The organism is Anaeromusa acidaminophila DSM 3853 (assembly GCF_000374545.1).
GTDB classification, from domain to species: domain Bacteria; phylum Bacillota; class Negativicutes; order Anaeromusales; family Anaeromusaceae; genus Anaeromusa; species Anaeromusa acidaminophila.
Map to the genome: position 1 here is coordinate 1 of NZ_KB894595.1, position 21,011 is coordinate 21,011.

Here is a 21,011-nt window from a genome sequence, read left to right on the forward strand (position 1 = left end):
GGATACACTCGATTACTTTTCTGCGGTTTTAAGCCAGCTTCACCTTCTGACTGGTACTGAAAAATCCATCTCCTCACTAGTTTCTGATCAACTTCCAGAGTGTTTGCTATATCGGCTATGCGCATGCTTTTGGCCAAATACCTCTTGCAAGCATCTATCTTCAAAGTGGCCGATACTTTTTCTTTATGTGGCATAAAATTACCCCCAGACAAGACAATGTGTTTTTTCATTGTCCTATCTAGGGGTAGCATATCACTTTCCGAGTGCGGTCCTTTATCGATAAATAAAACGCTAAACGTCGTAGCCCTCCTTCGTACCCTCCATGTACTCCCTTTACTCCTGTTACCAGTCCGGTCTTCGTTTTAGAAATGAACCCCGTTTTCGTAGTACCGAAGCTCTTGCAATGGGATAAAGAATACATCGACTTGAGCGTGTCCGGCTAGGCGTATGTGGCGAGTGATTGCCTCGGCGGTACGGTCCTGTACGTCTTGGCCTCGTTCAAACCAATTGACTTGCACTAAGGGTGTTGCAGCTGTTCGCTGGCCGTCAAAATAATAGGTTGAAGCCGGCACTTCCAAGGTGAAGTAGTCTCGGGGACAGCCGACGATTTGTTCTAGTTCATCGACGAGGGCGGTGCTGAAGGCTTGGACGTCTTTGCCGGGAAGACCTTTGAATATCAATTGCGGCATCATGGTTCCTCCTGTTAATGAATTATAGTGTATAGCATTTCGCGCCAGAGGCGAATAGTTCCTGCTGGAAATGTTTGAGAGCAGGAATCCGGCAACGGGTCCAGAAAAATAGTATAAAAATAAGACAGAGAAGAGGTAACGGAAATGGCGGAGGTTGTTTTTCGGGAAATGCAGGAAGAATACTTGGATGCGGTGCGGGATATTTATCTGCACTATATCCTCAATTCAACAGCGACCTTTCATGCACGGCCGCTGACGCGGGAGGACATGCGGGAAATTGTTTTTTTTGAAAATGAAAAATATAAAACCTTTGTTATTTTTCGCGAGGAAGAGCTTTGCGGGTATGTGCTCTTGACGCAACATAAGAAAAGAGAAGCTTATGATACGACAGCGGAAGTAACCGTGTATTTGAAGCCGGGGTGCATTGGGGGCGGGCTGGGAAGTTTGGGCCTGCAGCATTTAGAACAATATGCCCGAAAGCAAGGGATTCATGTGCTGGTAGCTACGATTTGCGGCGAAAACGAAAAAAGCATTCGCCTAGTAGAACGAAACGGCTATTTTCGGTGCGCTCATTATAAAGAGGTAGGTCTTAAGTTCGGGCAATACTTAGATATTGTAGGGTATCAAAAAATTTTAGCGTAAGAAATCTGTCAGGATTGCTTTAGGAAAGCAATAGGAGACTGTTATGGTTTGCAGCAAGCGCTGCTTGTACAATGATTGCATACGAAAGGGGGAGTATGCATGAAATATGGATATAAGGTATTGTTGTGGCTGCTTCTTTGGCAGGGAATGGTTTTGGGGCAGGCTTTGGCCGCTCCCAGCGAGGTGCGTGAGGATTTAGCGGAGTATTTTCAAGGCTTTTCCGGGACTTTTGTATTATATGATTTGGAGACGGAGCGATATATTGTTTATAATGAAGAGCATAGCCGGAAACGATTGTCTCCCTGCTCCACCTTCAAGATACCGAATTCTTTGATTGGACTGGAAACAGGAGTCGTGGATAAGGAAGACGTATTTACCTTGAAAAAATGGGATGGGACCCGTTATGATTTTCCCTATTGGAATCACGACCACACGCTGGCGTCAGCCACGAAGGAATCGGTAGTCTGGTATTTTCGAGAATTGGCAAGAGATATCGGCGCTGTAAGAATGCAAAGCTATTTGCAAATGATCGACTATGGCAATAAAGATATTTCCGGCGGGCTGACGCAATTTTGGCTGGGTTCTTCCTTGCAGATATCGGCTCGGGAGCAAGTGCGGTTTTTGGCGCGTTTAGAGCGGGGAGAGCTGCCGTTTTCTCAAGATACGCAGGCCATTGTGTATAAGAATATCACTGTGGCGGAGAAAAATGGCGCTATCCTTATGGGGAAAACCGGTTCGCGCTTGCAGGACGGACATTGGAATTTGGGCTGGTTTGTTGGTTTGGTGAAAAAACAGGGAGAAACGTATGTGTTCGCAACCAATATTGAAGGAGCGGATGGGGCCATGGGAGGTAAGGCCAGAGAGATCAGTCTGGCGGTATTGAAGAAAATGAACGTATTGTAAGGAGGCGCTGGGGATGAAATCCTATGAAATGGCGGTTCTGGTTTTGAGCGACAAGGGCGCGCGCGGCGAGCGGCAGGATCTGAGCGGTCCTGCGGTTCGTGAAGTATTAGGCGCGCAGTATCCGGTTGTGTATTATAAAATGATCCCTGATGAAAAAGAGGAAATTATCCGGGAACTTTGCTATATTTGCGATGAACTGGCGCCGCCGTTGCTAATTACTTCCGGCGGGACCGGCTTTTCCGAACGGGATGTTACGCCGGAAGCGACCATGGAGGTAGTGGAAAAGCTTACGCCCGGCATTCCGGAAGCCATGCGCTTCTACGGCATGCAGAAAACGCCGAAAGCCATGCTTTCACGGGCGGTAGCCGGTATTCGGGGCAAGACGCTGATTGTGAATCTGCCTGGCAGTGTAAAAGGCGTGAAAGAGTCGTTGGAAGCCATTGCTCCGGCGTTGGCTCATGGCCTGGGGATTTTGCGCGGCGATGCCCAAGAATGCGGGCAGCCTAGTGCGGAAAAACGGGCGTCCGTGCTGGCGGTGAATCGCAGTGAGAAAAAAGGAGAAATCAAGGTTCCTATTGCTAAGGGATATTTTGCGGTGGATTGCGGCTTGCAGGGAGACGCTCATGCTGGAGACTGGCACCGTCAGGTGAGCCTCTTGGGCTATGAGAGTTTTGAGAAGATACGGCAACTGGGCGTAACTGATCTGGAACCCGGTGTTTTTGCGGAGAACTTGACGACAGAAGGCATAGAACTCTTTACGCTGCCTGTGGGAACTCGCCTCCAAATTGGCGAGGCGTTGCTGGAAGTGACGCAAATTGGCAAGGAGTGTCATCTAGGCTGCGCCATTCGCGAAAAAACAGGAGACTGCGTCATGCCCAGAGAGGGTATTTTTGCAAAGGTGCTAAAGCCGGGCTGGATTGCTCCAGGAGACTTGATTGAGATTGTAGCATAAGGGGTTGCAGAAAATGAAAACCATTAGGACGCAGGATGCGCTTGGAACCGTCCTGTGTCATGACATAACAAAGATTGTGCCGGGAGAGTTTAAAGGTCCGGCGTTTCATAAGGGTCATATTGTGACGGAAGAAGATATTCCCGTGCTTTTATCTTTAGGCAAAGATCATCTCTATGTATGGGAACTGCAAGATGGATTTGTACATGAAAATGACGCCGCCTTGCGTTTGGCCAAGGCGGTAGGCGGCGGTGGTCTTGCCATGACAGAACCGGAGGAAGGCAAGGTGAATCTTCTTGCCGAACAAGACGGTCTGCTGCTGATCGACGAGGAGCGCTTGCTGCGCTTGAATTTGCTGGGCGAAGTGGCGGTGGCTACCCGCAGCCAAGAACGGACGGTGAAAAAGGGCGATATTGTGGCTGGGATTCGTGTGATCCCGCTGGTTTTTGCAGAAGAAAAAATGCAGGAGGCAGAGGCCATCGCTGCGGAGATGGACGTCATTTCCGTACTGCCGTTCCAGCCCTGCAAAGTTGGGATTATTACAACGGGAAACGAAGTGTATTACGGCAGAATTGCTGACCGTTTCGGGCCGGTTGTAAAAGAAAAAGTGGAAGTCTTTGGCTGCACTGTGGTGCGGCAGGCGCTTGTGCCGGACTCGGCGGAGGAAATTGCCCAAGCGGTGCAAAGTCTACTGGCGGAAGGGTGCCAGTTGATTTTGACTACAGGCGGCATGTCGGTGGACCCGGATGATGTGACGCCGGCCGGTATTCGTCTGGCCGGCGCCAGAATTGTTTCTTACGGGGCGCCGGTTTTGCCTGGTTCGGTATTCCTGATGGCGTATATGGGAGTTGTGCCGGTACTGGGACTGCCGGGCTGCGTCATGTACAACAGTACGACTGTTTTTGACTTGGTGCTGCCCTTGGTGTTGGCTGGGAGGGTAGTAACCCGGGAAATAATCGCTCGCTGGGGCGTAGGCGGCTTATGCTTAAATTGCGAGAGCTGCCATTTTCCAGATTGTTCGTTTGGGACGTAATGAGATGAGGGAGGAGCGGCTTTGTGAAGAAAAATGTGTCCATGGAAGAGGCGCAGCAGCTTTTTGCAGCGCAGGCTGCGCCTGTGGGAGAACGAAAGATATCCCTGGCGGAAGCGGCGGGAAGCGTGTTGAGCCGGGATGTGTTTGCGCCTCTGGACTTGCCTCCTTTTGATCGTTCGCCCTTAGACGGCTATGCGCTGCGGGCGGCGGATGTCCGCCAAGCCTCCAAGGTACAGCCGGTGGCCTTGCGGGTTGTGGAAGAGGTGCGGGCTGGCTTTGTCGCTTCCCGGGAAGTAGACGAAGGCTGCGCCGTTAAGATCATGACCGGCGCGCCTTTGCCGGACGGAGCCGATGTAGTAGTGCCTTTTGAAGACGTGGAACGTAAAGGCGGCGTGGTGTGCATTACTGCACCAATGGCAAGCGGCAGCAATGTCATATATGCTGGCGAAGACTTTGCGGCAGGAGAATTGGCAGCTAAAAAAGGGGCTCTTCTAACGCCGCCTCTTGTGGGGCTGTTAGCCGCCTTGGGCATGGAAACGGTTCCTGTTTACGGGAAATGCAAGGTGGCTCTCTTCAGCACGGGGGACGAGCTGATAGAACCGCCGCAAGCGTTGCGGCCGGGGGCAATTTACAATTCGAATCTACATAGCCTGCGCGCCTATTGCCGCATGGCGGGCGCGGAAACCGTGGCGCTTGGTACAGCGGTTGATGAAGAAGGGGCGATTACAGCACAGTTGGAAGAAGCGCTGCGGCAAGCTGACTTGGTGGTGACCACAGGCGGTGTATCCGTAGGAGACTATGACTTGCTTCCGGCGGCCTTGCAAAAGGCGGGTGCCAAGGTTTTATTCCACGGCTTGGACATGAAACCAGGTTCGCCAGCTATGGGAGCGGTCTGCTGGGGTAAGCCGGTCTTGGCGCTTTCCGGTAATCCGGCAGCGGCGTTGATTGCCTTTGAGCTCGTGGGAGCGCCGCTTCTGAAAAAAATGCTGGGGTGGCAAACCGTTCTGCCGCAGCGGGTTGACGTTATTTTAGATGATGAGTTTGCGAAGGCCAGCGGGCAGAGGCGCTTTGTGCGGGTGCGGTTAGAGGTGCAAGGGACGCAATTGCATGCCAAACTGGCGGGGAAGCAGAGCAATGGGGCGCTGCAGTCTATGGTAGCAAGCAATGCTTTGTTGGATGTGCCTGCAGGCAGCGGGCCGTTGAAAGCAGGTCAGCTAGTTACGGCGGTGTTGACAGGACCTTTGGCGTAGGAGGAGAAGATGGCGGTAAGCGGCATTGTACTGGCAGGCGGGCGGAGCTTGCGCATGGGCAAGGATAAAACGCAGCTTATGTGGGGGCGGCATACGCTGCTGGAGAACGCGGTTTGCCGCCTGCGGGGTCTTGCGGACGATATACTTGTTGTTGGTAGCCTGAAAGATACATGTTGTTTGCCGGGAATCCGGCAAGTGCAGGACCGGTACGCGGGCTGCGGTCCATTGGGCGGCATTCATACAGGGCTGCTGGAGGCAAAACACGAGGCGGTCCTAGTTCTTTCCTGTGACATGCCTTTTGTAACCGCAGAATTGACGGCGTTTTTAGCAGCTAAGAAAGAGGGATTTGCCGCGGTAATTCCGCGTTGCCGAGGGCATGTAGAACCTTTGTGCGCAGTATATGCTCGCAGTTGCTTACCTGTTATCGAAGACTTGCTGCAAGCGGGGGATAATCAAGTGCGGCAAGTTTTTGCCAAGGTTAACACTTGTTATATAGAAGAAGCGGAATTGGAACGGTTTGGTGATGTGCAGCAGTTGTTTTTCAATCTAAATACGCCGCAAGATTGGCAGGAGGCTTTACGCCGCAAGGAGGTAGGGTATGGAAACTAACAAAATTCCGATCGTCTCCTTCGTCTCGGCTTGTTCCGGGGCCGGTAAAACGACCTTGCTGGAAAAGGTTGTAGCCATTTTAAAGCAGCGCGGCTTGCGTTTGGCGGTAATCAAGCATGATGCGCATCGTTTTGAGATGGACCACCCAGGCAAGGATACCTGGCGTTTAGCGCAAGCAGGAGCCGATGTCGTGGCCATTTCCTCGCCGGAAAAAGTTGCATTGCTGGAAAAGGTACCTGCTGAAAAATCACTGGATGAAGTGTCGGCTATGATTTCCGGCGTGGATCTCATTTTGACCGAAGGCTTTAAACAAGGCGGCAAGCCTAAAGTTGAAGTGTATCGCGCCGAACTCCAAGCGTCTCTACGCAGTTCCGCGGAGGAATTGCTGGCGATTGCCGGCGATGCGTCCTTGCCGGGGGTTCCTTGTTACGCCTTGGATGACGCGGCTGGGATTGCGTCGGAGTTGCTGCGTTATCTGGAAAGCTTTCAACAAAAGAAAAGTATGATAAAGAAGACAGCCGCTTTGCAGGTTGGGATCGTGCTATTTCCGCAAGTGGAAGAGCTTGATTTCATAGGGCCCTTTGAAACAATCAATTATGCTAATAAAATACGGCCCGATTCGATTCAGGTGCATCTGGTAGCGGAAAGGAATGAGCCGTTGCAGGCGTTTAATGGATTGCGGTTGTTGCCGGATTGTACACTGGCGCAGTGTCCGAAGTTGGATATTGTAATTGCCCCTGGAGGCAAAGGTCGCTTTGCAGCCATGAAGAATCCAGTGATTCAGGATTTTTTGCGGCGACAGGCAGTCTGGGCTCGTTATTTGACATCGGTATGCACAGGGGCTTTTTTATTGGCCGAAGCAGGGCTGCTTCTAGGTAAACGGGCGACTACCTACCACACGGCCATGGAGGAGTTAGCGGCTTACGGCGTGAAAACGGAAGCGAGCAAAGTAGTTCAGGACGGAAAGGTCATTACCGCGGGCGGTGTCAGCTCCGGCTTGGAACTGGGGTTGTATTTGCTGCAGTGTTGCTTTGACTTGGACTTAGCATGCGAAGTCGCGCGGAAAATAGAATATGAGGCGGGTTTGGATTTTTTGAATAACCTGTCACGGACTTAATCCGATAAAGCGATAATCGTGTAAGTAATGGGATACTATATGTGAATGAAAAGTTAATTGAGTGCATATGGAAAAGGGACTGCAGCTTTTTGGCCGCAGTCCCTTTGATTATTCTAGTTTGCTTATTTGGTTGCTTAGGCGCACTCTTCTTCGACAACCGCAATGCTCTCGCGGTCTAGCGCATAGGTAAGGAAAAACGTACCTAAACAGGCTAGCCATTCGAGATAAATCACATGCGGCAGGATGCGTACGGCCGGTACGGTCTGCCAGAGGACCAGAACGACGACGCCGGTGAGGATGGTGTTGAAAGCCGAATTTTTGCGGCAAAATCTGGGGGCGAACAGGGTGAACAGTACAATAACGCTGAAAGCCGCCATGAGGCTGAGGCCGATCATAAGCGTGCTGATAATGCCGCTGATGGTCATGGCCAAGGTCAGTGTTAAAAGGCCTAAAAGGACAACCGCGCCTTTTGTGATGCGCAGGAAATTTTGCTCGCTTACATTAGGATTGACGAATTTTTTATAGATATCCTGAGAAAACAAGGTGGCGGAGCTGAGCAGCAGGTTGCAGGCGGTAGAAACGTCGGCGGCCCAAAGGGCGGCCAGGGTAATACCTGCCAACACTGGGTCCAGGGACATAATGGCTTTCGGCAGCGCCAACGCAGGGCTGACATCAGGGAACATGGATTTCGCCATTACGCCCATGAGAGCGCTGACAAAGCCGATGGGGAGCATCATCAAGCCGCCGATAATGAAGCCGCGCTGAGCCGTGCGGACGTCTTTGGCGCCCAAGGAAATCTGGATGATGCTTTGCAGTGAAAGATTAACGGTGACAAGAACCACAATCCAGGTGATAATGCCCATAACGCCGACGCCGTCAAAAAAATCCATGTAGGGAACGTTTTGCGGCAACTGCAGTTGGAGCTTGTTCAAACCGCCGACCTGGCTGACGCCGACGATGGTAGCCAGGATAATACCGATGTATTTTAAACTGACGTTGAGGAGGTTGGAAAGGCTGGCGGACCACATGCCGCCGAGGGAGGTAATGCCGATAAATACAGCGGCGCTGGTCAGCATGCCTGTAGTCAAGGTGAAGACCTCCGGCATAAGGGCGCAGAGAATGCTGCCGCCGGCAATGTATTGTAAGGACATAACGACAAGCTGCACAATGATTTGGCAGGCAATGCCGGCGATCATGCCTTTTTTGTCATAGTAGCGGCCTAAAAGTTCCGGGATAGTGGTAATGTTAAGCTCACGATATTTTTTGGCGACCAACAGTCCCATGACGATGGCGCCGATGCCCCAAGCAGTGGTGTACCAGCCGGCAGACAAGCCCACCTTGTAAGCTTGCTCGGCTACGCCGATAGTGGAAGCGCCGCCGACAGCTAAGCCGACGATAGAGACGGTAATCAAGGGGGTCGTCAGCTTGCGGCCCGCTAAGACATAGTTCGTCGCCGAACCGGCGGAGCGGCGCTTGGCATAGTAGCTGATTGCGAATAAGAGCACAATATAAAGACAAACGATTAAAAAAGCAATATTCATAATTTCTACCTCCTGAAGTATCTTACCCATGAAAAAAGTATATGCTTTCTTTCAGGCTGGCCAGCAAACTGAAAGAAAAAACCGCCCCTCTGATAGAGGGACGGTTGAAGCCGTGGTACCACCCAAATTGAATCTTGAGAAATAAAAAAGAGTCGTACCGAAGGGGCGACAATGCCGCGGTACCACCCTGTTTCAATCCGAAGATCTACTCATACGCCCGTAACGTGGGCTTTGCGGCACAGCCTACTTTGAGTTCAGCCTGCAGTTCCGAAAGGAACTTCATTTCGTTTGTTCATCTGGCTTGCACCAACCGCCAGCTCTCTGTATGACAAGGACGAAACTACTTTCTTTCATCATCACCAGTAAACGCAATTCAATTGTTAAACTGATTATAGCTAGGTGATTGTATACTTGTCAACTGTTTTTTAGCAGATAAGGGCAACGGCTGAAAGGAATCGTGCTTTGAAAAGCGAATGTATGGTAAAAGAAACTGTAGTTAATCTGCATAATAGGAAAGGGATTTTATGGAGTACCTTATTTCATTTCTAGAAGGGATTATTACCTTTGTTTCGCCGTGTATGCTGCCTCTTTTGCCGTTGTACGCCGCTTATTTTGGCGGCGGCGCTTCTTCGGGCAAAGCGTTATTGCATGCGTTGGGTTTTGTCTTGGGCTTTACTTTGATTTTTGTTACCATGGGGGCTTTTGCGGCGACGGCAGGTTCTTTTTTGCGGGAGTACCAAGGACAGGTTGATTTGGTAGCTGGCGCGATTATTGTTCTATTTGGCTTGAATTATGCGGGGCTATTTTCAATTGGTTTTTTGAACCGTACCTATGCGGTTGACGTGCAGGTGCGTCCTTTGGGAGTGGGCTCGGCGATTCTTTTCGGCATGGTCTTTGCATTAGGGTGGACTCCTTGTGTAGGCGCTTTTTTGGGTTCGGCGTTGCTCTTAGCTTCGCAACAGGATTCGGAGGTTCGCGGTATAGTGATGCTTCTTTGCTATTCTCTGGGGCTGGGGATACCTTTTGTTATAGCGACGATGCTGCTGGATCATCTCAAAGGCGCTTTGGCGGCGGTGAAAAAAAATTATCATGTGATTAACAAGATTTGCGCGGCCTTGCTTATTGTTTTAGGCTTGTTAATGATGTCCGGTTGGTTGGGAGTGTTTTTAGGGATGCTTAGTTTTTAGGAGGCAATGATGAATAAGAAAATTTTAGCATTAGTAATTGTCTTGGTCGTTGTGCTGGTCGGAGCTGGCGTTGCGTATCGGTCACTGACGACAGATACGGGGACGCAAATAAAGCAAAGTCAAGAAGCGGCAAGTTCGCAGGGCGGAAAAACCGCTAAGCGACAGGCGCCTGATTTCTCGGTGTTGGATGCCGAAGGCAAACAGGTGTTATTGTCTTCTTTGCGAGGCAAGCCGGTTGTTTTAAATTTTTGGGCTAGCTGGTGCGGGCCTTGCCGAGAGGAAATGCCGGATTTCCAGCAGGTATATACATTGTACCAGGGACGCGTGCAGTTTATGATGGTCAACTTGACAGACGGCTCGCGGGAAACCCAGGGGAAAGCCGCGGAATTTGTGAGGCGCAATGGTTTTTCGTTTCCTGTATATTACGATACGAAACAAGAAGCGGTAAAAGCGTATGGCATTACCGCCATTCCTACGACCTTCATTTTGGATGCGGACGGGATGGTGGTTAGTCAGTCCCAAGGGGTTATGCGCAAAGAAGTCTTGCAGAAAACATTGGAGCAAGTGCTGGCGCGGTAATTAGACGGACACGGAAGACTGAAAGCGAGTTGAACAAGAGAACCTAATGAAAAACGCGGCCATTCGAATTTTTTCGAGTGACCGCGTTTTAATTCAATTCTATATTCCGTAACCCTCTGTTGTATCCTCTGATTCTCAGGTTCTCCTGTGCAAAAGTTTTTGCGTTACCCTTTCACCTTCGAGCAGATGGGGCATTTTTGCAAAGAGAAAGGCAGCTCCAGATGCGCCTGGGCTAAGAGATCTTGATCCGTAAAGATGCTTTGTGTGGGACCGTCGGCGAGGATGCGTCCGTTTTGCAGAACCACGGTACGCTCGCACAGTTCCAAGGCCAGGTCAAGATCATGAGTGGCAATGAGTTTGGTGTGCTGAAAGCTGCGCAAAAGCTGCAGCACACTGCGCCTCGCCCAAGGGTCTAGGAAAGCGGACGGTTCGTCCATAACCAAAATAGCGGGTTCCATGGCCAGGACGGTGGCGATAGAGACGACGCGCTTTTGACCGCCTGAAAGACGATACGGCGGACGATCATTGATATCCCAAGCGCCGACGCATTCCAAAGCCGTGCGGACGCGACGGGCTACCTCGTCGGCGGGAAGACCTAAATTTTGCGGACCGAAAGCGACATCTTCGTATACTGTCGGCATAAATAGTTGATCGTCAGGATCTTGAAATACCATGCCGACGGTGCGGTGAATATGATTTAAAGTTTCCTTGGCAACGGGAAACCCGCCGATATTTACGTCCCCGGCAGTAGGAAGAGCGGCGCCGCAAACATGAGACAGCAGTGTGGTTTTGCCGGAACCATTGGCGCCAACAATAGCGACCGCTTCTCCGTGCCCGATGTCCAAAGTGATATTTTGCAGAGCAGCGGTACCATCCGGGTACAGATATTGCACATCGGTAAAAGTGACTTTGTGATGACTCATGGGGAACCTCCTATCAATAGGCTGCCGAGAATTAGCGGTAGATTGAATTGGCGGCAGAGCAAAAAAAATGCGCTCCACGCAAGAAAATAGCCTGTATCACGGCTGCGCCAGGAGGGTAGGAGGTTGCCGGGCATTTCTCCGCTAAAGCCCCGGCAGCTCATGGCCTGGTAGATCCGTTCCGCTCGTTCCATACTGCGAAGCAGCCATTGTCCAAGAAGTGAGCCCCAAGCATGCATGGCTATGGCATTTCCCTGAAAAGAACGCATACGGTAGGCTTGCAAAATGCGGCTGCTTTCTTCTAATAATAGATGCAGATACCGGTAAAGAAATAATAGTTGAACCACAAGGGCTTTGGGGCAACCTAACGTACGTAAGGAGGCGCAGAGCGGCTGTAAGCCAGTCGTTGCAATTAGCAGCAAAGACGCGGATACGCTGAAAAGCAGCTTGCAGGCAATGACGCCAAAGGAAACCCAGCCTTTAGAGATAGTAAATCCCCCCGGTAATATGTAAATAGCTTGGTCAAAAAAAGGATTAAATAGGCCGAGCATGAGAACAACCGGGGCGGCTATCAGTAACCGTTTGGCGATGACGGCGGGAGGGATGCCGCCGAGAGTGCAGAGGCCAATCGGGTATAGGCAAAGCGGTAACAGCGCCGAAAACTCGTATTTATTAAAAGAAGCGAGGATGAGTAAAAACAACAGTGTTGTCAGCAGTTTAGTTGTGGGATGCAGCTGTTGAAGGAACGCTGTCTGAGAAGACAATGCTTCCAGACAACGCAAATCCAGCCAGGATGATTCGGCCTTAAGCATAGGCGCATGTAACTCGCTTTCTATTGGGATACAACTTTTTTAGGATACTTAATGATGTTTGGCGACATAGCGCAGGGCTTTTCCGGTGAAAAAAGCTAAGAATAAGGTGAGGCAAGCGCCAAGCATGCCAGCCACAGATTTGCCCGCGTCTACAGAAGGCCAGGAAGTATCTTTGCTATCAGCAGCTGCTTCTGCTGTTTCTTCGCTCTTGAAATTATAGTCCGGGAAGGGAGAGTACTTGTTTTGCCATTGTTGCACCAGCGCATGAACCTCACTACTGGCTGTCAATTCTTCTTGGCCGCTTGTTTCTGCGATAGACCACTCCAGCCCGTCTGGTTGTGTGGAGGCAAACCAGGAAAGACCGCCAGCGATGAAAAGGGCCAGGCAGAAGAAAGCAGCTAAACTAGTTCGATGTATGTTTCTAGTAGGAGCCGGGCCGGATAGTATGTGCGGCGCCGCTTGAGCCAGAAAGCTGACAACTGCTGCTACAACCAGTCCTTCCACTAAGCCGATGGCCAGATGGATGGGCTGCATCAGCAATACAAAGGTGCCAAAAGGAAGTTCGCTGATGCCGGAAAACAATGTTTCTAGAACTACGCTAAAAGCGCCAGCTTGCAGTCCTAATACACCGGCCAAAATGGAAGCAGCAAGGATGCGGCCTTTAGAAAAAGAGCCTTCGGCAATGGGCTTATATATATAGGGATAAGCCAGATAACAAGGGAAAAAGCCTAGGTTGAAAATATTACAGCCGAGCGCTAAAAGACCGCCGTCGGCAAAAAATAAAGCTTGGATCATTAAGATAGAAGCAATCGTGAGAAAAGCGGCATGAGGACCCAAAAGAATGGCCAAGAGCAGGCCGCCTCCTAAGTGACCGCTGGAGCCGGTGGCGGGAATGGAGAAATTAATCATTTGAGCGGCAAAGACAAACGCGCCCAATACGCCCATTAAGGGGACTTTGCGTTCTTCTAAATCATTTTGTACTTTTTTGGCAGCGTAAGCGGTCAGACAAGCGGTTACACCCCACATTGCGCCGCCAACTGCTGGAGAAATTAGAGCATCGGCCATGTGCATACAAAGGTCACTCCTTGTTGTCATTTTCTTTTTCTGGCGTCTTGCTCATCTCCGGCAAGGCGCACAAAAAAGCTCCAATCAGCTTGGAGCATGACTTTCGTAGTCATTTGACAACCTTCGTGGCTGTTTTATAGTACACAACATTCTACGTGCCGTGCTGATTTCCTTCTTAGAGTTGAGTATAAGAAAGAACCGAGTTTGCGAAAAAGTAAACTCGGTTCTTTCGTTTTCTTTTTAATGCATCCAGGAAGTTTTGGTATCCAAGAGGATACCGTCATCTCTGGTGGCCTGGGTTAGACTGTGTTCTTGCGCTTGAATGCAGACAAAGTAAAGGTCTTCGCTGTCGCTGGCTTTCCAACTGCGCTCGCCAGCAGGGGCAACACGAATCAGGGCGCCTTCTTGTACGGGAAATTCTTCGCCGTCCACAAAAAAGACGCCGCTTCCCCGTAAAATCAGATACAGTTCTTCGTTTTTCTTGTGAGCGTGTACAAAGGGCATGGCAGTGCCGGCGGCCAAGCGGTTTAGCGACATTTCGCAGCCTGTAAGGCCTAAGTCTTTGCCGACAAAAAGTTTTCCTGAGAAGCCGTTATACTCTTTCTCCTGTAGTGTTTCAAAAGGACCGGCATTTAAAATAGAATAATTTTTTTTCATGGTAGTTTCCTACTTTCTTTTTATTAGTGTACATACACCTGAACGTTTAAATGAAAATGGTTGGCTGCTTACAGACTCTTAGGGCGCTAATGCCTCTAATTTGTTTAGTAAGGCAGTTAGTTTAGCTGTATCTTCTTTGCCCAGATAGGTTAGGAGCAGTTCTTGCGCTTTTTCCCAGCAGGACCAGCCTTCTTCTGCGGTTTGCCGCCCTTGGGTTGTCAAGGAAACCAATTTGGTTCGTGAGTCTTTGCCTTGCTGTAAAATGATAAGACCGTTTTCCAAAAGCGGTTTCATATTGCGGTTTAACGTTGTGCGATCAATGCGCATGTTTTGAGCTAACTGGCTGATCGTCAACGCATCCGTTTCTTTGAGGCGGAGCAGCATGGACAATTGAGCGATGGTAATGCCGCATGGCTTGAGCTGTTCATCGTAGAACTGGGTGACAGCTCGCGATGCACGGCGTACATTCATGCAATTGCAGATGCTGGGTTGTTTAGGGTACGTAAGTAGTTTGTTTTTCATAGTTGCAGATTCCTTTGGTGCATATACACTTAATTATTTATAGTCTAAAGCTTACTTTAGTTAAAGTCAAGAATAAAGTATAATCATAAATTGAGAAAGTCTTTATGATATAATACAATGCAAAGAAAACCTAAGAATGGAGAATGTGTAGATGTCGACATTGCCAAATTGTCCTAAATGTAATTCCGAATATACCTATGAAGATCGGGGCCTTTTTATTTGTCCGGAATGCGCTCATGAATGGGCTGGCGGGGAAGCTGCAGCGACGGAGGAAGGCCTGGTAGTCAAAGACGCCCATGGAAACCGCCTTGCCGACGGCGACGCCGTGACCATCATCAAGGACTTGAAAGTGAAGGGAGCTTCTTCTTCCTTGAAAATTGGTACTAAAGTGAAGAATATCCGTTTAGTGGAGGGTGATCATAATATTGATTGCCAAATTGAAGGCTTTGGCGCCATGAAGCTGAAATCGGAATTTGTGAAAAAAGCCTAGTATTGCATTGTTATGCAAACAATAGTATACTGAAAAACAATTAAAGAAGCACAAAATGGGGAACACCACCAAAAGGGTGTCTCTTCGTTTTGTGCTTTTTGTTTTGTCGTCACTGTGAAGTCAGAACATAAGCTGTTGGCAAAAAAAGCAGATGGCAACATTGTATTTGAGACAAGATTTGCGCTCGCCTCGAAAAAATCGGCGCAGTCGGCAGTTTCTTAACTCGCTGCGCTCAAACAGGCGAAACTGTGCTCCGTCTTAGCCGATTTTTCGTCCTGCGGACCGTCTTGCTCCAATAAAAGTCTCAAATACAACGCCAGCCATCATGGTTGCCTTGCTATTGAAAATTTGTATTTACTCTCGTGTCCACCTTCTATTCTATTTACCCGTCACCCTCAGTCGTGCCCTCCCTATACTCCCTATACTCTTGTTTAAAATTCGTACCTAAAAGGAGGTGATCGTTATGCGTGTGAATGGCGAGAAAGTTTGCCTGGAAAAATCATTGCCCCTGGCGGCCTATTTGGCGGCAAGAGGTTTTGACTGCCGCATGGTTGCCGTGGAGCGCAACGGACAGATTGTGCCCAAAGCAGACTATGAGAAAGTAGAACTACAGGAAGAGGATATTCTGGAAATCGTGCGCTTTGTAGGAGGCGGCTGAGATGAAAATTGAAGTTAACGGCAACGAAAGGGAACTGTCCTGCCGCACGGCCTTTGCCGTGAGAGAGCAGCTGGGAAACGACACGGATGTGCTGATTGTCAATGGCTTTCAGACAGACGAGGATTGTGAACTGCAGGACGGCGATACGATAGCGCTCATTAAAAAAGGCGTGCTGCCGCCGCAAGCGGAATTGGAAAGCCTGATGCGCTCCCGCCATACGCCGCATGTGCACGACAAGCTTAAAGCAGGCAAAGTGGCGATTGCCGGTTTGGGCGGGTTAGGCTCTAATATTGCGGTTATGCTGGCGCGCATTGGCGTTGGCAAGCTGTTTTTAGTGGATTTTGACGTCGTAGAGCCAAGCAATTTAAATCGCCAAAGCTACTATGTGAGTCACCTGGGCCTACTTAAGACGGAGGCGCTGCAAGAACAACTGGCCCAAATTAATCCGTTTATTCAAGTGGAAACGCGCACGGTTCGCGTGGAAGAAGAAAATGTAGTGGAACTTTTTCAAGGGTACGACGTGATTTGTGAGGCTTTTGACAAGCCGGCGGCTAAGGCTATATTAGTGAACACAGCTTTAGAAAAGCTGCCTCAAGCAAAGATTGTGGCGGCTTCCGGCATGGCTGGTTTTGGCAGTGCGAATACGATACAAACACGACAGGTTATGGAACGGTTATATGTCTGTGGCGATTTAGAAAGCGCCGCTTGCCGAGGGCGCGGCTTGATGGCACCGCGCGTACAAGTTTGCGCCGGGCATCAAGCCAATATGGTGCTGCGCCTGCTTGTGGGCGAATTAGAAGTAGGAGGAATGTAAAAAATGACAGATGTATTGAAAATTGGCGGTCGAGAATTTAAGTCTCGCTTGATTTTAGGGTCGGGAAAGTTTTCATTGCCGCTGATCCAGGCGGTTATCGAACATGGTGAGGTAGATATCGTGACGCTGGCGCTGCGGAGAGCGAATGTGGGCGGTCAGGAAAATATCTTAGAATACATACCGAAGGGCATTACGCTGTTGCCTAATACCTCCGGCGCCCGCAACGCCGAGGAAGCGGTGCGTATCGCCAGACTGGCCCGGGAGCTTGGGTGCGGCGATTTTGTGAAACTGGAAGTCATAAGGGACTCAAAGTACTTGCTGCCGGATAATCAGGAAACCATTAAGGCAACGGAAATCTTGGCTAAAGAAGGGTTTCAGGTTATGCCGTACATGTATCCGGACCTAAATGCAGCCAGAGCCTTGGCTGATGCCGGAGCGGCGTCGGTCATGCCCTTGGGCGCGCCTATTGGCAGTAACAAAGGGTTGTGCACGAAGGAGTTTATTCGGATTTTAATTGAAGAAATTGATTTGCCGATTATTGTTGACGCTGGCATTGGACGTCCTTCGCAGGCCTGCGAGGCAATGGAGATGGGGGCGGCTGCGGTGATGTGCAATACGGCGATTGCCACCGCCGGCGATGTGGCGCAGATGGCGCGCGCCTTTAAGCAAGCAGTAGAAGCCGGGAGGGAAGGCTATCTTGCTGGTTTAGGACGGGTGCTGGACGGGGCGGAAGCTTCCAGCCCGTTGACCGGATTTTTGGAGGCGTAAGCATGGAAAAAGCAAGAGTCAATCATATGGAATACCAGCCGGGCATGGAGGCGCTGGAGTCGGATGTGCTTGAAAAGGTGCTGAAGCGGACTGCGGCGTATGAATACCAAAACTATACAACTACGGATGTGCGGCGCGTTTTGGCTAAAGAATCGATCTCGTTGGAAGATTACGGCGTACTGCTGTCTCCGGCGGCGGGAGACTGTTTGGAGGAAATGGCAGTGCGCGCTCGCTGGGAGACGCGTAAGCATTTCGGCAATTCCGTGCAGATGTTTACTCCTCTTTATATTGCCAATTACTGCGAGAATCACTGCGTGTATTGCGGTTTTAACTGTCAAAACCGCATTCATCGGGGCAAGCTGACGCTGGAGGAGATTGAAAGCGAACTGCAGACTATTGCTAAAACTGGGCTGCAGGAAATTCTGCTTCTTACCGGCGAGACGCGCAAGCAATCCGGCGTGGAATACATTGGCGAAGCGGTCAAATTGGCGGCGAAATACTTTTCGACCGTTGGCATTGAAATTTATCCTCTCAATTCGGATGAATACGCTTATTTGCGCGCCTGTGGCAGTGATTTCGTCTGCGTATACCAAGAAACCTATAATCCGGAAAAATACGAGCAAGTTCATTTGAGCGGACCCAAGCGCATTTTCCCCTATCGTTTTCACGCGCAGGAGAGGGCTTTGTTGGGCGGGATGCGCGGTGTGGCCTTCGGAGCGCTTTTGGGGTTGGACGATTTCCGAAAAGACGCTTTTTCCGTTGGCGTTCACGCTTATTTGATTCAGCAGAAATATCCTCATGCGGAGATTTCTTTTTCTACGCCGCGCTTGCGCCCGTATATCAACAATGCAGCCAATAACGCCAATGACGTTCATGAGAAACAACTGCTGCAGGTGATGCTGGCGTATCGTCTGCTCATGCCTTTTGCAGGTCTTACGATTTCTACCAGAGAGCGAGCCGGGTTTAGGGATCATGTCATTGGCCTTGTGGCGACAAAGATCTCTTCCGGCGTCAGCGTGGGCGTTGGCGGGCATAGCGAAGAGGAAAAAGGCGACGAACAGTTTGAAATCGCCGATCCCCGCAGCGTTGACGAGGTCCATCAAATGGTGCTGGCCCGCGGCTTGCAGCCGGTATATACGGATTATCTGCGGGTGTAATTATGGCGGAATTGATTTGCGTGACCCAGCGTAGTTTGTGTTCCGATGATTTTTTGGAGCGTATCCGCCGTTTGGCCCAGGCGAAGCCGCAAGCGATTTTGCTGCGGGAGAAGGATTTGGGGGAAGCGGATTATGAAGTGCTGGCGCGGGAAGTGCAGGAACGCTGCGCTCCGTGGGGCGTACGTCTTATCGTGCGCCGCTACGTTGGTGTAGCTAGGCGACTTGGTTTAAGGCAAGTGCATTTGTCCATGGAAGAACTGCGTCAGGCGGAACCTGGCATGTTAACGGAACTGCAAGTGGGCGTTTCGATTCATGCGGTGGAAGAGGCGACGGAGGCCCAGGCTTTGGGAGCGGCGTATCTTGTTGCCGGGCACATTTATACGACCGATTGCAAAAAAAAGTTGGAGCCGCGCGGCCTGGACTTTCTGCGCGAAGTGTGTCAGACAGTCAGCATACCTGTATTCGCCATTGGCGGTGTGACGACGGAGCGGGTGCCGGAGCTGCTGGCTTGTGGGGCAGCGGGCTGCTGTGTTATGTCAGGAGCGATGCAATGCTCTACACCGGAAGAATATATTTGCAGCATGCTTACGAAAAATCAAATATAAATAAAAAAACAAAACAAAAATGTAAAATGAATTATTGACAAAGGGAAATGCTTGCGGTATATTTTAAAACATCCTCGGAAAAATTTTATAAACAAAATGTGATGAAGGAACCTGTGCTTTTCGAAACCTGCTTCAGAGAGTCGGCGGTTGGTGCGAGTCGGCAGCAGCGTAAAAGTGCGAATCATTCCGGAACAGCAAGGCTGAAGCCTCTTGGAGGACTAGGCTGCGCCGGTCTCAGCTTCCTGCGGGAAGTGCAGTCGTTATTCTGCTAAGGTTGATGGACCTGATGAGAAACAGAGATAAACTCTGTAAAAGGGTGGTACCGTGAGAGCGACGCCTCTTGCCCCTTTAAGCTGTCTAGCTTAAGGAGCAAGAGGCGTTTTTGTTTTTAGAAGTGTGTCAAAGTGTTATACTTAATCTACAGAATAGAACAAAAATATCACGAAATCTTATATCTTTATCCGCTTGCCTGCAAGGGGGCGTAGAGCTGAAAGGCGCGCCAAAGCTGGATTTGAAAAGAAAATTCCGCAAAATTATGAACTTGGCATTTGAATTGCTTAGTCTTAATAACGTCGTGTTGACGCAAAAGCGGGCTAGAGCGGAAAGGATCAAGGAAAGGAAGGAAGTTCATGAGTTTATTGGCCTCGCATACGGAGGAAATGTTTTATACCATTTTGGATAATCTGCGGGAAGCCGTCAATGTAGTAGATACCAAAGGCTATATTACTTACGTGAACCCCAGCTCCGCCAATTATGCTTCTGCGCGCGTCGAGGACATGATTGGTAAACATATTACCGAGTACTATCCGCATGCAGCGCTCTTGGATGTAATTCGTGACCAAAAACCGCTGTTGGATCAAAAAATGGCGCAAGGAAATGGGCGGACCTTTATTGTGAATGCAGTGCCCTTGTACCGGCAAGGCGAATTTTACGGAGGCGTTTCCACGTTTCGGGACATTACTGAACTGGATGAATTGGCTCGGACGTTGGAGTATCTGGAAAATGAGTTGACTTTAAGCCAGGGAAGCGGTATTTTTGACAGCTTCATCGGCGCGGATGGATCTTTACGCAATGCGATTTTTAAAGCGCAGCGCAGTATTGCTTCGGTCGGCGGTCCGAGGCATTCGGTGATTTTGGGAGAGACTGGCACCGGAAAGACGATGCTGGCTCAGGGGATGTATCATTTTGCCCGCAAAATTGGCATTTTGAAGGAAGGCGCACCTTTTGTCGAGGTGAATTGCGCACAGTTTACCAATGCGGACATTGCGGCCATGGAGATCTTCGGTACTGATAAGGGGGCTTTTACGGGCGCCTTCGATAAACCTGGTCTTGTGGAAGTGGCTAATGGGGGCGTGCTGTTTTTGGATGAGGCTCATGCCTTGGTTCAGCACCAGACCATGCTGCTGAAGCTTATCGAATCCGGCTTAGTGCGGCGCATGGGAGGTCGGACCGAGCATGAAGTGGATGTCATTATTATTGCGGCGTCCAGCCAAAACTTAAAAGAAGTATTTTTGCCGGAACTTTACCAGCGTTTGGCTCAGTACCAGATTGAGCTGCCGCCGCTGCGGGAGCGCAGCTTCCAGGAAAAACAGCAGTTTTTGGAACAGTTCGTGGAGCTATACTGTCAAAAGGCGCAAGCCCGTTACAATGTGCGGCTGAAGGTTCATTTTACAAGCAGTGCGGCGGAGCTGCTTTTAGCGGCGGTTTTTGACCGCAATGTCCGGCAGTTCCGGGATGTAGTCAATGCTAGTATTGACGCTGTCGCGCCGATGGTGAATCATCTGTCGCAGGGGCATGAGCTGATTAAGCTGGTAGTGGACGAAGATGACATCCCCATGGCTATGCTGGAAGCGAAAAGCGTCATGAAAGATGCAGCTGCATCGGCGGCAAAGCAGGAGAGCCTGGAAGAGCTTCTTCTCAGTTTGTCGGCATTGGGTCTGGGGGTGCGCAAGATATCCGCAGAACTGAAACGAAGAGGGATTTCTTTAGCATACTATCAAGTGGCGTATAAGCTGAAAAAGCTGAAAAAAGATAGAGAATAGTT

24 protein-coding genes and 1 other annotated feature are annotated in these 21,011 nt (G+C 50.1%); of the genes, 16 read left to right on the forward strand and 8 right to left on the reverse strand.

Going from position 1 to position 21,011, the window contains the following annotated elements; translation table 11 throughout:
- Together C508_RS0111075 and C508_RS0111080 are read right to left on the reverse strand one after the other, a co-directional pair.
- Nucleotides 1-194: helix-turn-helix domain-containing protein (locus C508_RS0111075; protein ID WP_018703637.1), on the reverse strand; the 194-nt coding region annotated here is incomplete at its 3' end.
- Between the two features lie 168 nt (nucleotides 195-362).
- Nucleotides 363-689, reverse strand: a complete 327-nt coding sequence (locus C508_RS0111080) for a DUF1904 family protein (RefSeq protein ID WP_018703638.1) — start codon at nucleotides 687-689, stop codon at nucleotides 363-365.
- 144 nt (nucleotides 690-833) lie between these two features.
- On the opposite strand from C508_RS0111080, the gene C508_RS0111085 reads away from it, so the two are divergent.
- The 7 genes from C508_RS0111085 (at nucleotide 834) to mobB (ending at nucleotide 7,192) form a co-directional block, all read left to right on the forward strand.
- Nucleotides 834-1,331: a GNAT family N-acetyltransferase gene (locus C508_RS0111085; RefSeq protein ID WP_018703639.1), complete on the forward strand. Its 498-nt coding sequence runs from the start codon at nucleotides 834-836 to the stop codon at nucleotides 1,329-1,331.
- Nucleotides 1,332-1,430: 99 nt separating this feature from the next.
- Complete coding sequence (locus tag C508_RS0111090) at nucleotides 1,431-2,234, forward strand: penicillin-binding transpeptidase domain-containing protein (RefSeq protein WP_018703640.1); 804 nt, start codon at nucleotides 1,431-1,433, stop codon at nucleotides 2,232-2,234.
- 13 nt (nucleotides 2,235-2,247) lie between these two features.
- Entirely contained in the window at nucleotides 2,248-3,186 is a 939-nt protein-coding gene (locus C508_RS20715; protein ID WP_018703641.1) for a molybdenum cofactor synthesis domain-containing protein, read from the forward strand.
- Nucleotides 3,187-3,199: 13 nt separating this feature from the next.
- Nucleotides 3,200-4,216 (forward strand): molybdopterin-binding protein, encoded by a 1,017-nt coding sequence (locus C508_RS0111105; RefSeq protein ID WP_018703642.1) that lies wholly within the window; start codon nucleotides 3,200-3,202, stop codon nucleotides 4,214-4,216.
- Between the two features lie 23 nt (nucleotides 4,217-4,239).
- Entirely contained in the window at nucleotides 4,240-5,466 is a 1,227-nt protein-coding gene (locus C508_RS0111110; protein ID WP_018703643.1) for a molybdopterin molybdotransferase MoeA, read from the forward strand.
- A 9-nt stretch (nucleotides 5,467-5,475) separates the two neighbouring features.
- Entirely contained in the window at nucleotides 5,476-6,075 is a 600-nt protein-coding gene (mobA, locus tag C508_RS0111115; protein WP_018703644.1) for a molybdenum cofactor guanylyltransferase, read from the forward strand.
- On the forward strand, nucleotides 6,065-7,192 hold the full coding sequence (gene mobB, locus C508_RS20720) for a molybdopterin-guanine dinucleotide biosynthesis protein B (protein WP_018703645.1): 1,128 nt from the start codon (nucleotides 6,065-6,067) through the stop codon (nucleotides 7,190-7,192). Before mobA ends, mobB begins: the two co-directional genes overlap by 11 nt.
- A 134-nt stretch (nucleotides 7,193-7,326) precedes the next feature.
- On the opposite strand, the gene C508_RS0111130 is transcribed toward mobB, so the two are convergent.
- Nucleotides 7,327-8,733 carry a sodium:solute symporter family protein gene (locus C508_RS0111130; RefSeq protein WP_018703646.1) on the reverse strand — a complete coding sequence of 469 codons (1,407 nt, stop codon included), beginning with the start codon at nucleotides 8,731-8,733 and terminating at the stop codon, nucleotides 7,327-7,329.
- A 158-nt stretch (nucleotides 8,734-8,891) separates the two neighbouring features.
- Nucleotides 8,892-9,099: a binding site (T-box leader), on the reverse strand.
- 158 nt (nucleotides 9,100-9,257) lie between these two features.
- Between C508_RS0111130 and C508_RS0111135 the strand changes: the two genes are divergently transcribed.
- Together C508_RS0111135 and C508_RS0111140 are read left to right on the forward strand one after the other, a co-directional pair.
- Entirely contained in the window at nucleotides 9,258-9,920 is a 663-nt protein-coding gene (locus C508_RS0111135; RefSeq protein ID WP_018703647.1) for a cytochrome c biogenesis CcdA family protein, read from the forward strand.
- 9 nt (nucleotides 9,921-9,929) lie between these two features.
- On the forward strand, nucleotides 9,930-10,499 hold the full coding sequence (locus tag C508_RS0111140; protein WP_018703648.1) for a TlpA family protein disulfide reductase: 570 nt from the start codon (nucleotides 9,930-9,932) through the stop codon (nucleotides 10,497-10,499).
- 164 nt (nucleotides 10,500-10,663) lie between these two features.
- Here C508_RS0111140 and C508_RS0111145 read toward each other — a convergent pair whose 3' ends face one another.
- From C508_RS0111145 to C508_RS0111170, 5 genes are all read right to left on the reverse strand, one after another.
- The gene (locus C508_RS0111145) at nucleotides 10,664-11,422 is read right to left on the reverse strand and encodes an energy-coupling factor ABC transporter ATP-binding protein (protein WP_018703649.1); all 759 of its coding nucleotides are present in this window, start codon (nucleotides 11,420-11,422) and stop codon (nucleotides 10,664-10,666) included.
- Entirely contained in the window at nucleotides 11,419-12,231 is an 813-nt protein-coding gene (gene cbiQ / locus C508_RS0111150; protein ID WP_018703650.1) for a cobalt ECF transporter T component CbiQ, read from the reverse strand. The genes C508_RS0111145 and cbiQ overlap by 4 nt, the downstream gene beginning before the upstream one ends.
- 48 nt (nucleotides 12,232-12,279) lie before the next feature.
- On the reverse strand, nucleotides 12,280-13,302 hold the full coding sequence (locus C508_RS0111155; RefSeq protein ID WP_018703651.1) for an energy-coupling factor ABC transporter permease: 1,023 nt from the start codon (nucleotides 13,300-13,302) through the stop codon (nucleotides 12,280-12,282).
- 234 nt (nucleotides 13,303-13,536) lie between these two features.
- Complete coding sequence (locus tag C508_RS0111165) at nucleotides 13,537-13,953, reverse strand: cupin domain-containing protein (protein WP_018703652.1); 417 nt, start codon at nucleotides 13,951-13,953, stop codon at nucleotides 13,537-13,539.
- Nucleotides 13,954-14,031: 78 nt separating this feature from the next.
- A complete protein-coding gene (locus tag C508_RS0111170) occupies nucleotides 14,032-14,475 on the reverse strand; it encodes a MarR family winged helix-turn-helix transcriptional regulator (RefSeq protein WP_018703653.1) in 444 nt (147 codons plus the stop codon).
- 151 nt (nucleotides 14,476-14,626) lie between these two features.
- Here C508_RS0111170 and C508_RS0111175 point away from each other — a divergent pair, with 151 nt between their 5' ends.
- The 7 genes from C508_RS0111175 to C508_RS0111215 all read left to right on the forward strand — a co-directional run bounded on the left by C508_RS0111175 (nucleotide 14,627) and on the right by C508_RS0111215 (nucleotide 21,009).
- Complete coding sequence (locus C508_RS0111175; protein ID WP_018703654.1) at nucleotides 14,627-14,965, forward strand: zinc ribbon domain-containing protein YjdM; 339 nt, start codon at nucleotides 14,627-14,629, stop codon at nucleotides 14,963-14,965.
- Between the two features lie 463 nt (nucleotides 14,966-15,428).
- Nucleotides 15,429-15,623 carry a sulfur carrier protein ThiS gene (gene thiS, locus C508_RS0111180; protein WP_018703655.1) on the forward strand — a complete coding sequence of 65 codons (195 nt, stop codon included), beginning with the start codon at nucleotides 15,429-15,431 and terminating at the stop codon, nucleotides 15,621-15,623.
- A 1-nt stretch (nucleotide 15,624) separates the two neighbouring features.
- Complete coding sequence (thiF, locus tag C508_RS0111185) at nucleotides 15,625-16,437, forward strand: sulfur carrier protein ThiS adenylyltransferase ThiF (protein WP_018703656.1); 813 nt, start codon at nucleotides 15,625-15,627, stop codon at nucleotides 16,435-16,437.
- Nucleotides 16,438-16,440: 3 nt separating this feature from the next.
- Nucleotides 16,441-17,205: a thiazole synthase gene (locus C508_RS0111190; protein ID WP_018703657.1), complete on the forward strand. Its 765-nt coding sequence runs from the start codon at nucleotides 16,441-16,443 to the stop codon at nucleotides 17,203-17,205.
- 2 nt (nucleotides 17,206-17,207) lie between these two features.
- Nucleotides 17,208-18,362 carry a 2-iminoacetate synthase ThiH gene (thiH, locus tag C508_RS0111195; protein WP_018703658.1) on the forward strand — a complete coding sequence of 385 codons (1,155 nt, stop codon included), beginning with the start codon at nucleotides 17,208-17,210 and terminating at the stop codon, nucleotides 18,360-18,362.
- 2 nt (nucleotides 18,363-18,364) lie between these two features.
- Nucleotides 18,365-18,967, forward strand: a complete 603-nt coding sequence (locus C508_RS0111200) for a thiamine phosphate synthase (protein WP_018703659.1) — start codon at nucleotides 18,365-18,367, stop codon at nucleotides 18,965-18,967.
- 629 nt (nucleotides 18,968-19,596) lie between these two features.
- Nucleotides 19,597-21,009 (forward strand): sigma 54-interacting transcriptional regulator, encoded by a 1,413-nt coding sequence (locus C508_RS0111215; protein WP_018703662.1) that lies wholly within the window; start codon nucleotides 19,597-19,599, stop codon nucleotides 21,007-21,009.
- The last annotated feature ends 2 nt before the right edge of the window (nucleotides 21,010-21,011 follow it).

Coding starts and splice junctions, on each gene's coding strand:
- C508_RS0111080 (WP_018703638.1), bottom strand. CDS start 689: ATGCCGCAATTGATATTCAAAGGTCTTCCCGGCAAAGACGTCCAAGCC.
- thiH (WP_018703658.1), top strand. CDS start 17,208: ATGGAAAAAGCAAGAGTCAATCATATGGAATACCAGCCGGGCATGGAG.
- thiS (WP_018703655.1), top strand. CDS start 15,429: ATGCGTGTGAATGGCGAGAAAGTTTGCCTGGAAAAATCATTGCCCCTG.
- C508_RS20715 (WP_018703641.1), top strand. CDS start 2,248: ATGAAATCCTATGAAATGGCGGTTCTGGTTTTGAGCGACAAGGGCGCG.
- C508_RS0111155 (WP_018703651.1), bottom strand. CDS start 13,302: ATGCACATGGCCGATGCTCTAATTTCTCCAGCAGTTGGCGGCGCAATG.
- C508_RS0111085 (WP_018703639.1), top strand. CDS start 834: ATGGCGGAGGTTGTTTTTCGGGAAATGCAGGAAGAATACTTGGATGCG.
- C508_RS0111145 (WP_018703649.1), bottom strand. CDS start 11,422: ATGAGTCATCACAAAGTCACTTTTACCGATGTGCAATATCTGTACCCG.
- C508_RS0111130 (WP_018703646.1), bottom strand. CDS start 8,733: ATGAATATTGCTTTTTTAATCGTTTGTCTTTATATTGTGCTCTTATTC.
- C508_RS0111190 (WP_018703657.1), top strand. CDS start 16,441: ATGACAGATGTATTGAAAATTGGCGGTCGAGAATTTAAGTCTCGCTTG.
- C508_RS0111090 (WP_018703640.1), top strand. CDS start 1,431: ATGAAATATGGATATAAGGTATTGTTGTGGCTGCTTCTTTGGCAGGGA.
- mobA (WP_018703644.1), top strand. CDS start 5,476: ATGGCGGTAAGCGGCATTGTACTGGCAGGCGGGCGGAGCTTGCGCATG.
- C508_RS0111140 (WP_018703648.1), top strand. CDS start 9,930: ATGAATAAGAAAATTTTAGCATTAGTAATTGTCTTGGTCGTTGTGCTG.
- C508_RS0111170 (WP_018703653.1), bottom strand. CDS start 14,475: ATGAAAAACAAACTACTTACGTACCCTAAACAACCCAGCATCTGCAAT.
- cbiQ (WP_018703650.1), bottom strand. CDS start 12,231: ATGCTTAAGGCCGAATCATCCTGGCTGGATTTGCGTTGTCTGGAAGCA.
- C508_RS0111105 (WP_018703642.1), top strand. CDS start 3,200: ATGAAAACCATTAGGACGCAGGATGCGCTTGGAACCGTCCTGTGTCAT.
- C508_RS0111215 (WP_018703662.1), top strand. CDS start 19,597: ATGAGTTTATTGGCCTCGCATACGGAGGAAATGTTTTATACCATTTTG.
- mobB (WP_018703645.1), top strand. CDS start 6,065: ATGGAAACTAACAAAATTCCGATCGTCTCCTTCGTCTCGGCTTGTTCC.
- C508_RS0111200 (WP_018703659.1), top strand. CDS start 18,365: ATGGCGGAATTGATTTGCGTGACCCAGCGTAGTTTGTGTTCCGATGAT.
- C508_RS0111165 (WP_018703652.1), bottom strand. CDS start 13,953: ATGAAAAAAAATTATTCTATTTTAAATGCCGGTCCTTTTGAAACACTA.
- C508_RS0111135 (WP_018703647.1), top strand. CDS start 9,258: ATGGAGTACCTTATTTCATTTCTAGAAGGGATTATTACCTTTGTTTCG.
- thiF (WP_018703656.1), top strand. CDS start 15,625: ATGAAAATTGAAGTTAACGGCAACGAAAGGGAACTGTCCTGCCGCACG.
- C508_RS0111175 (WP_018703654.1), top strand. CDS start 14,627: ATGTCGACATTGCCAAATTGTCCTAAATGTAATTCCGAATATACCTAT.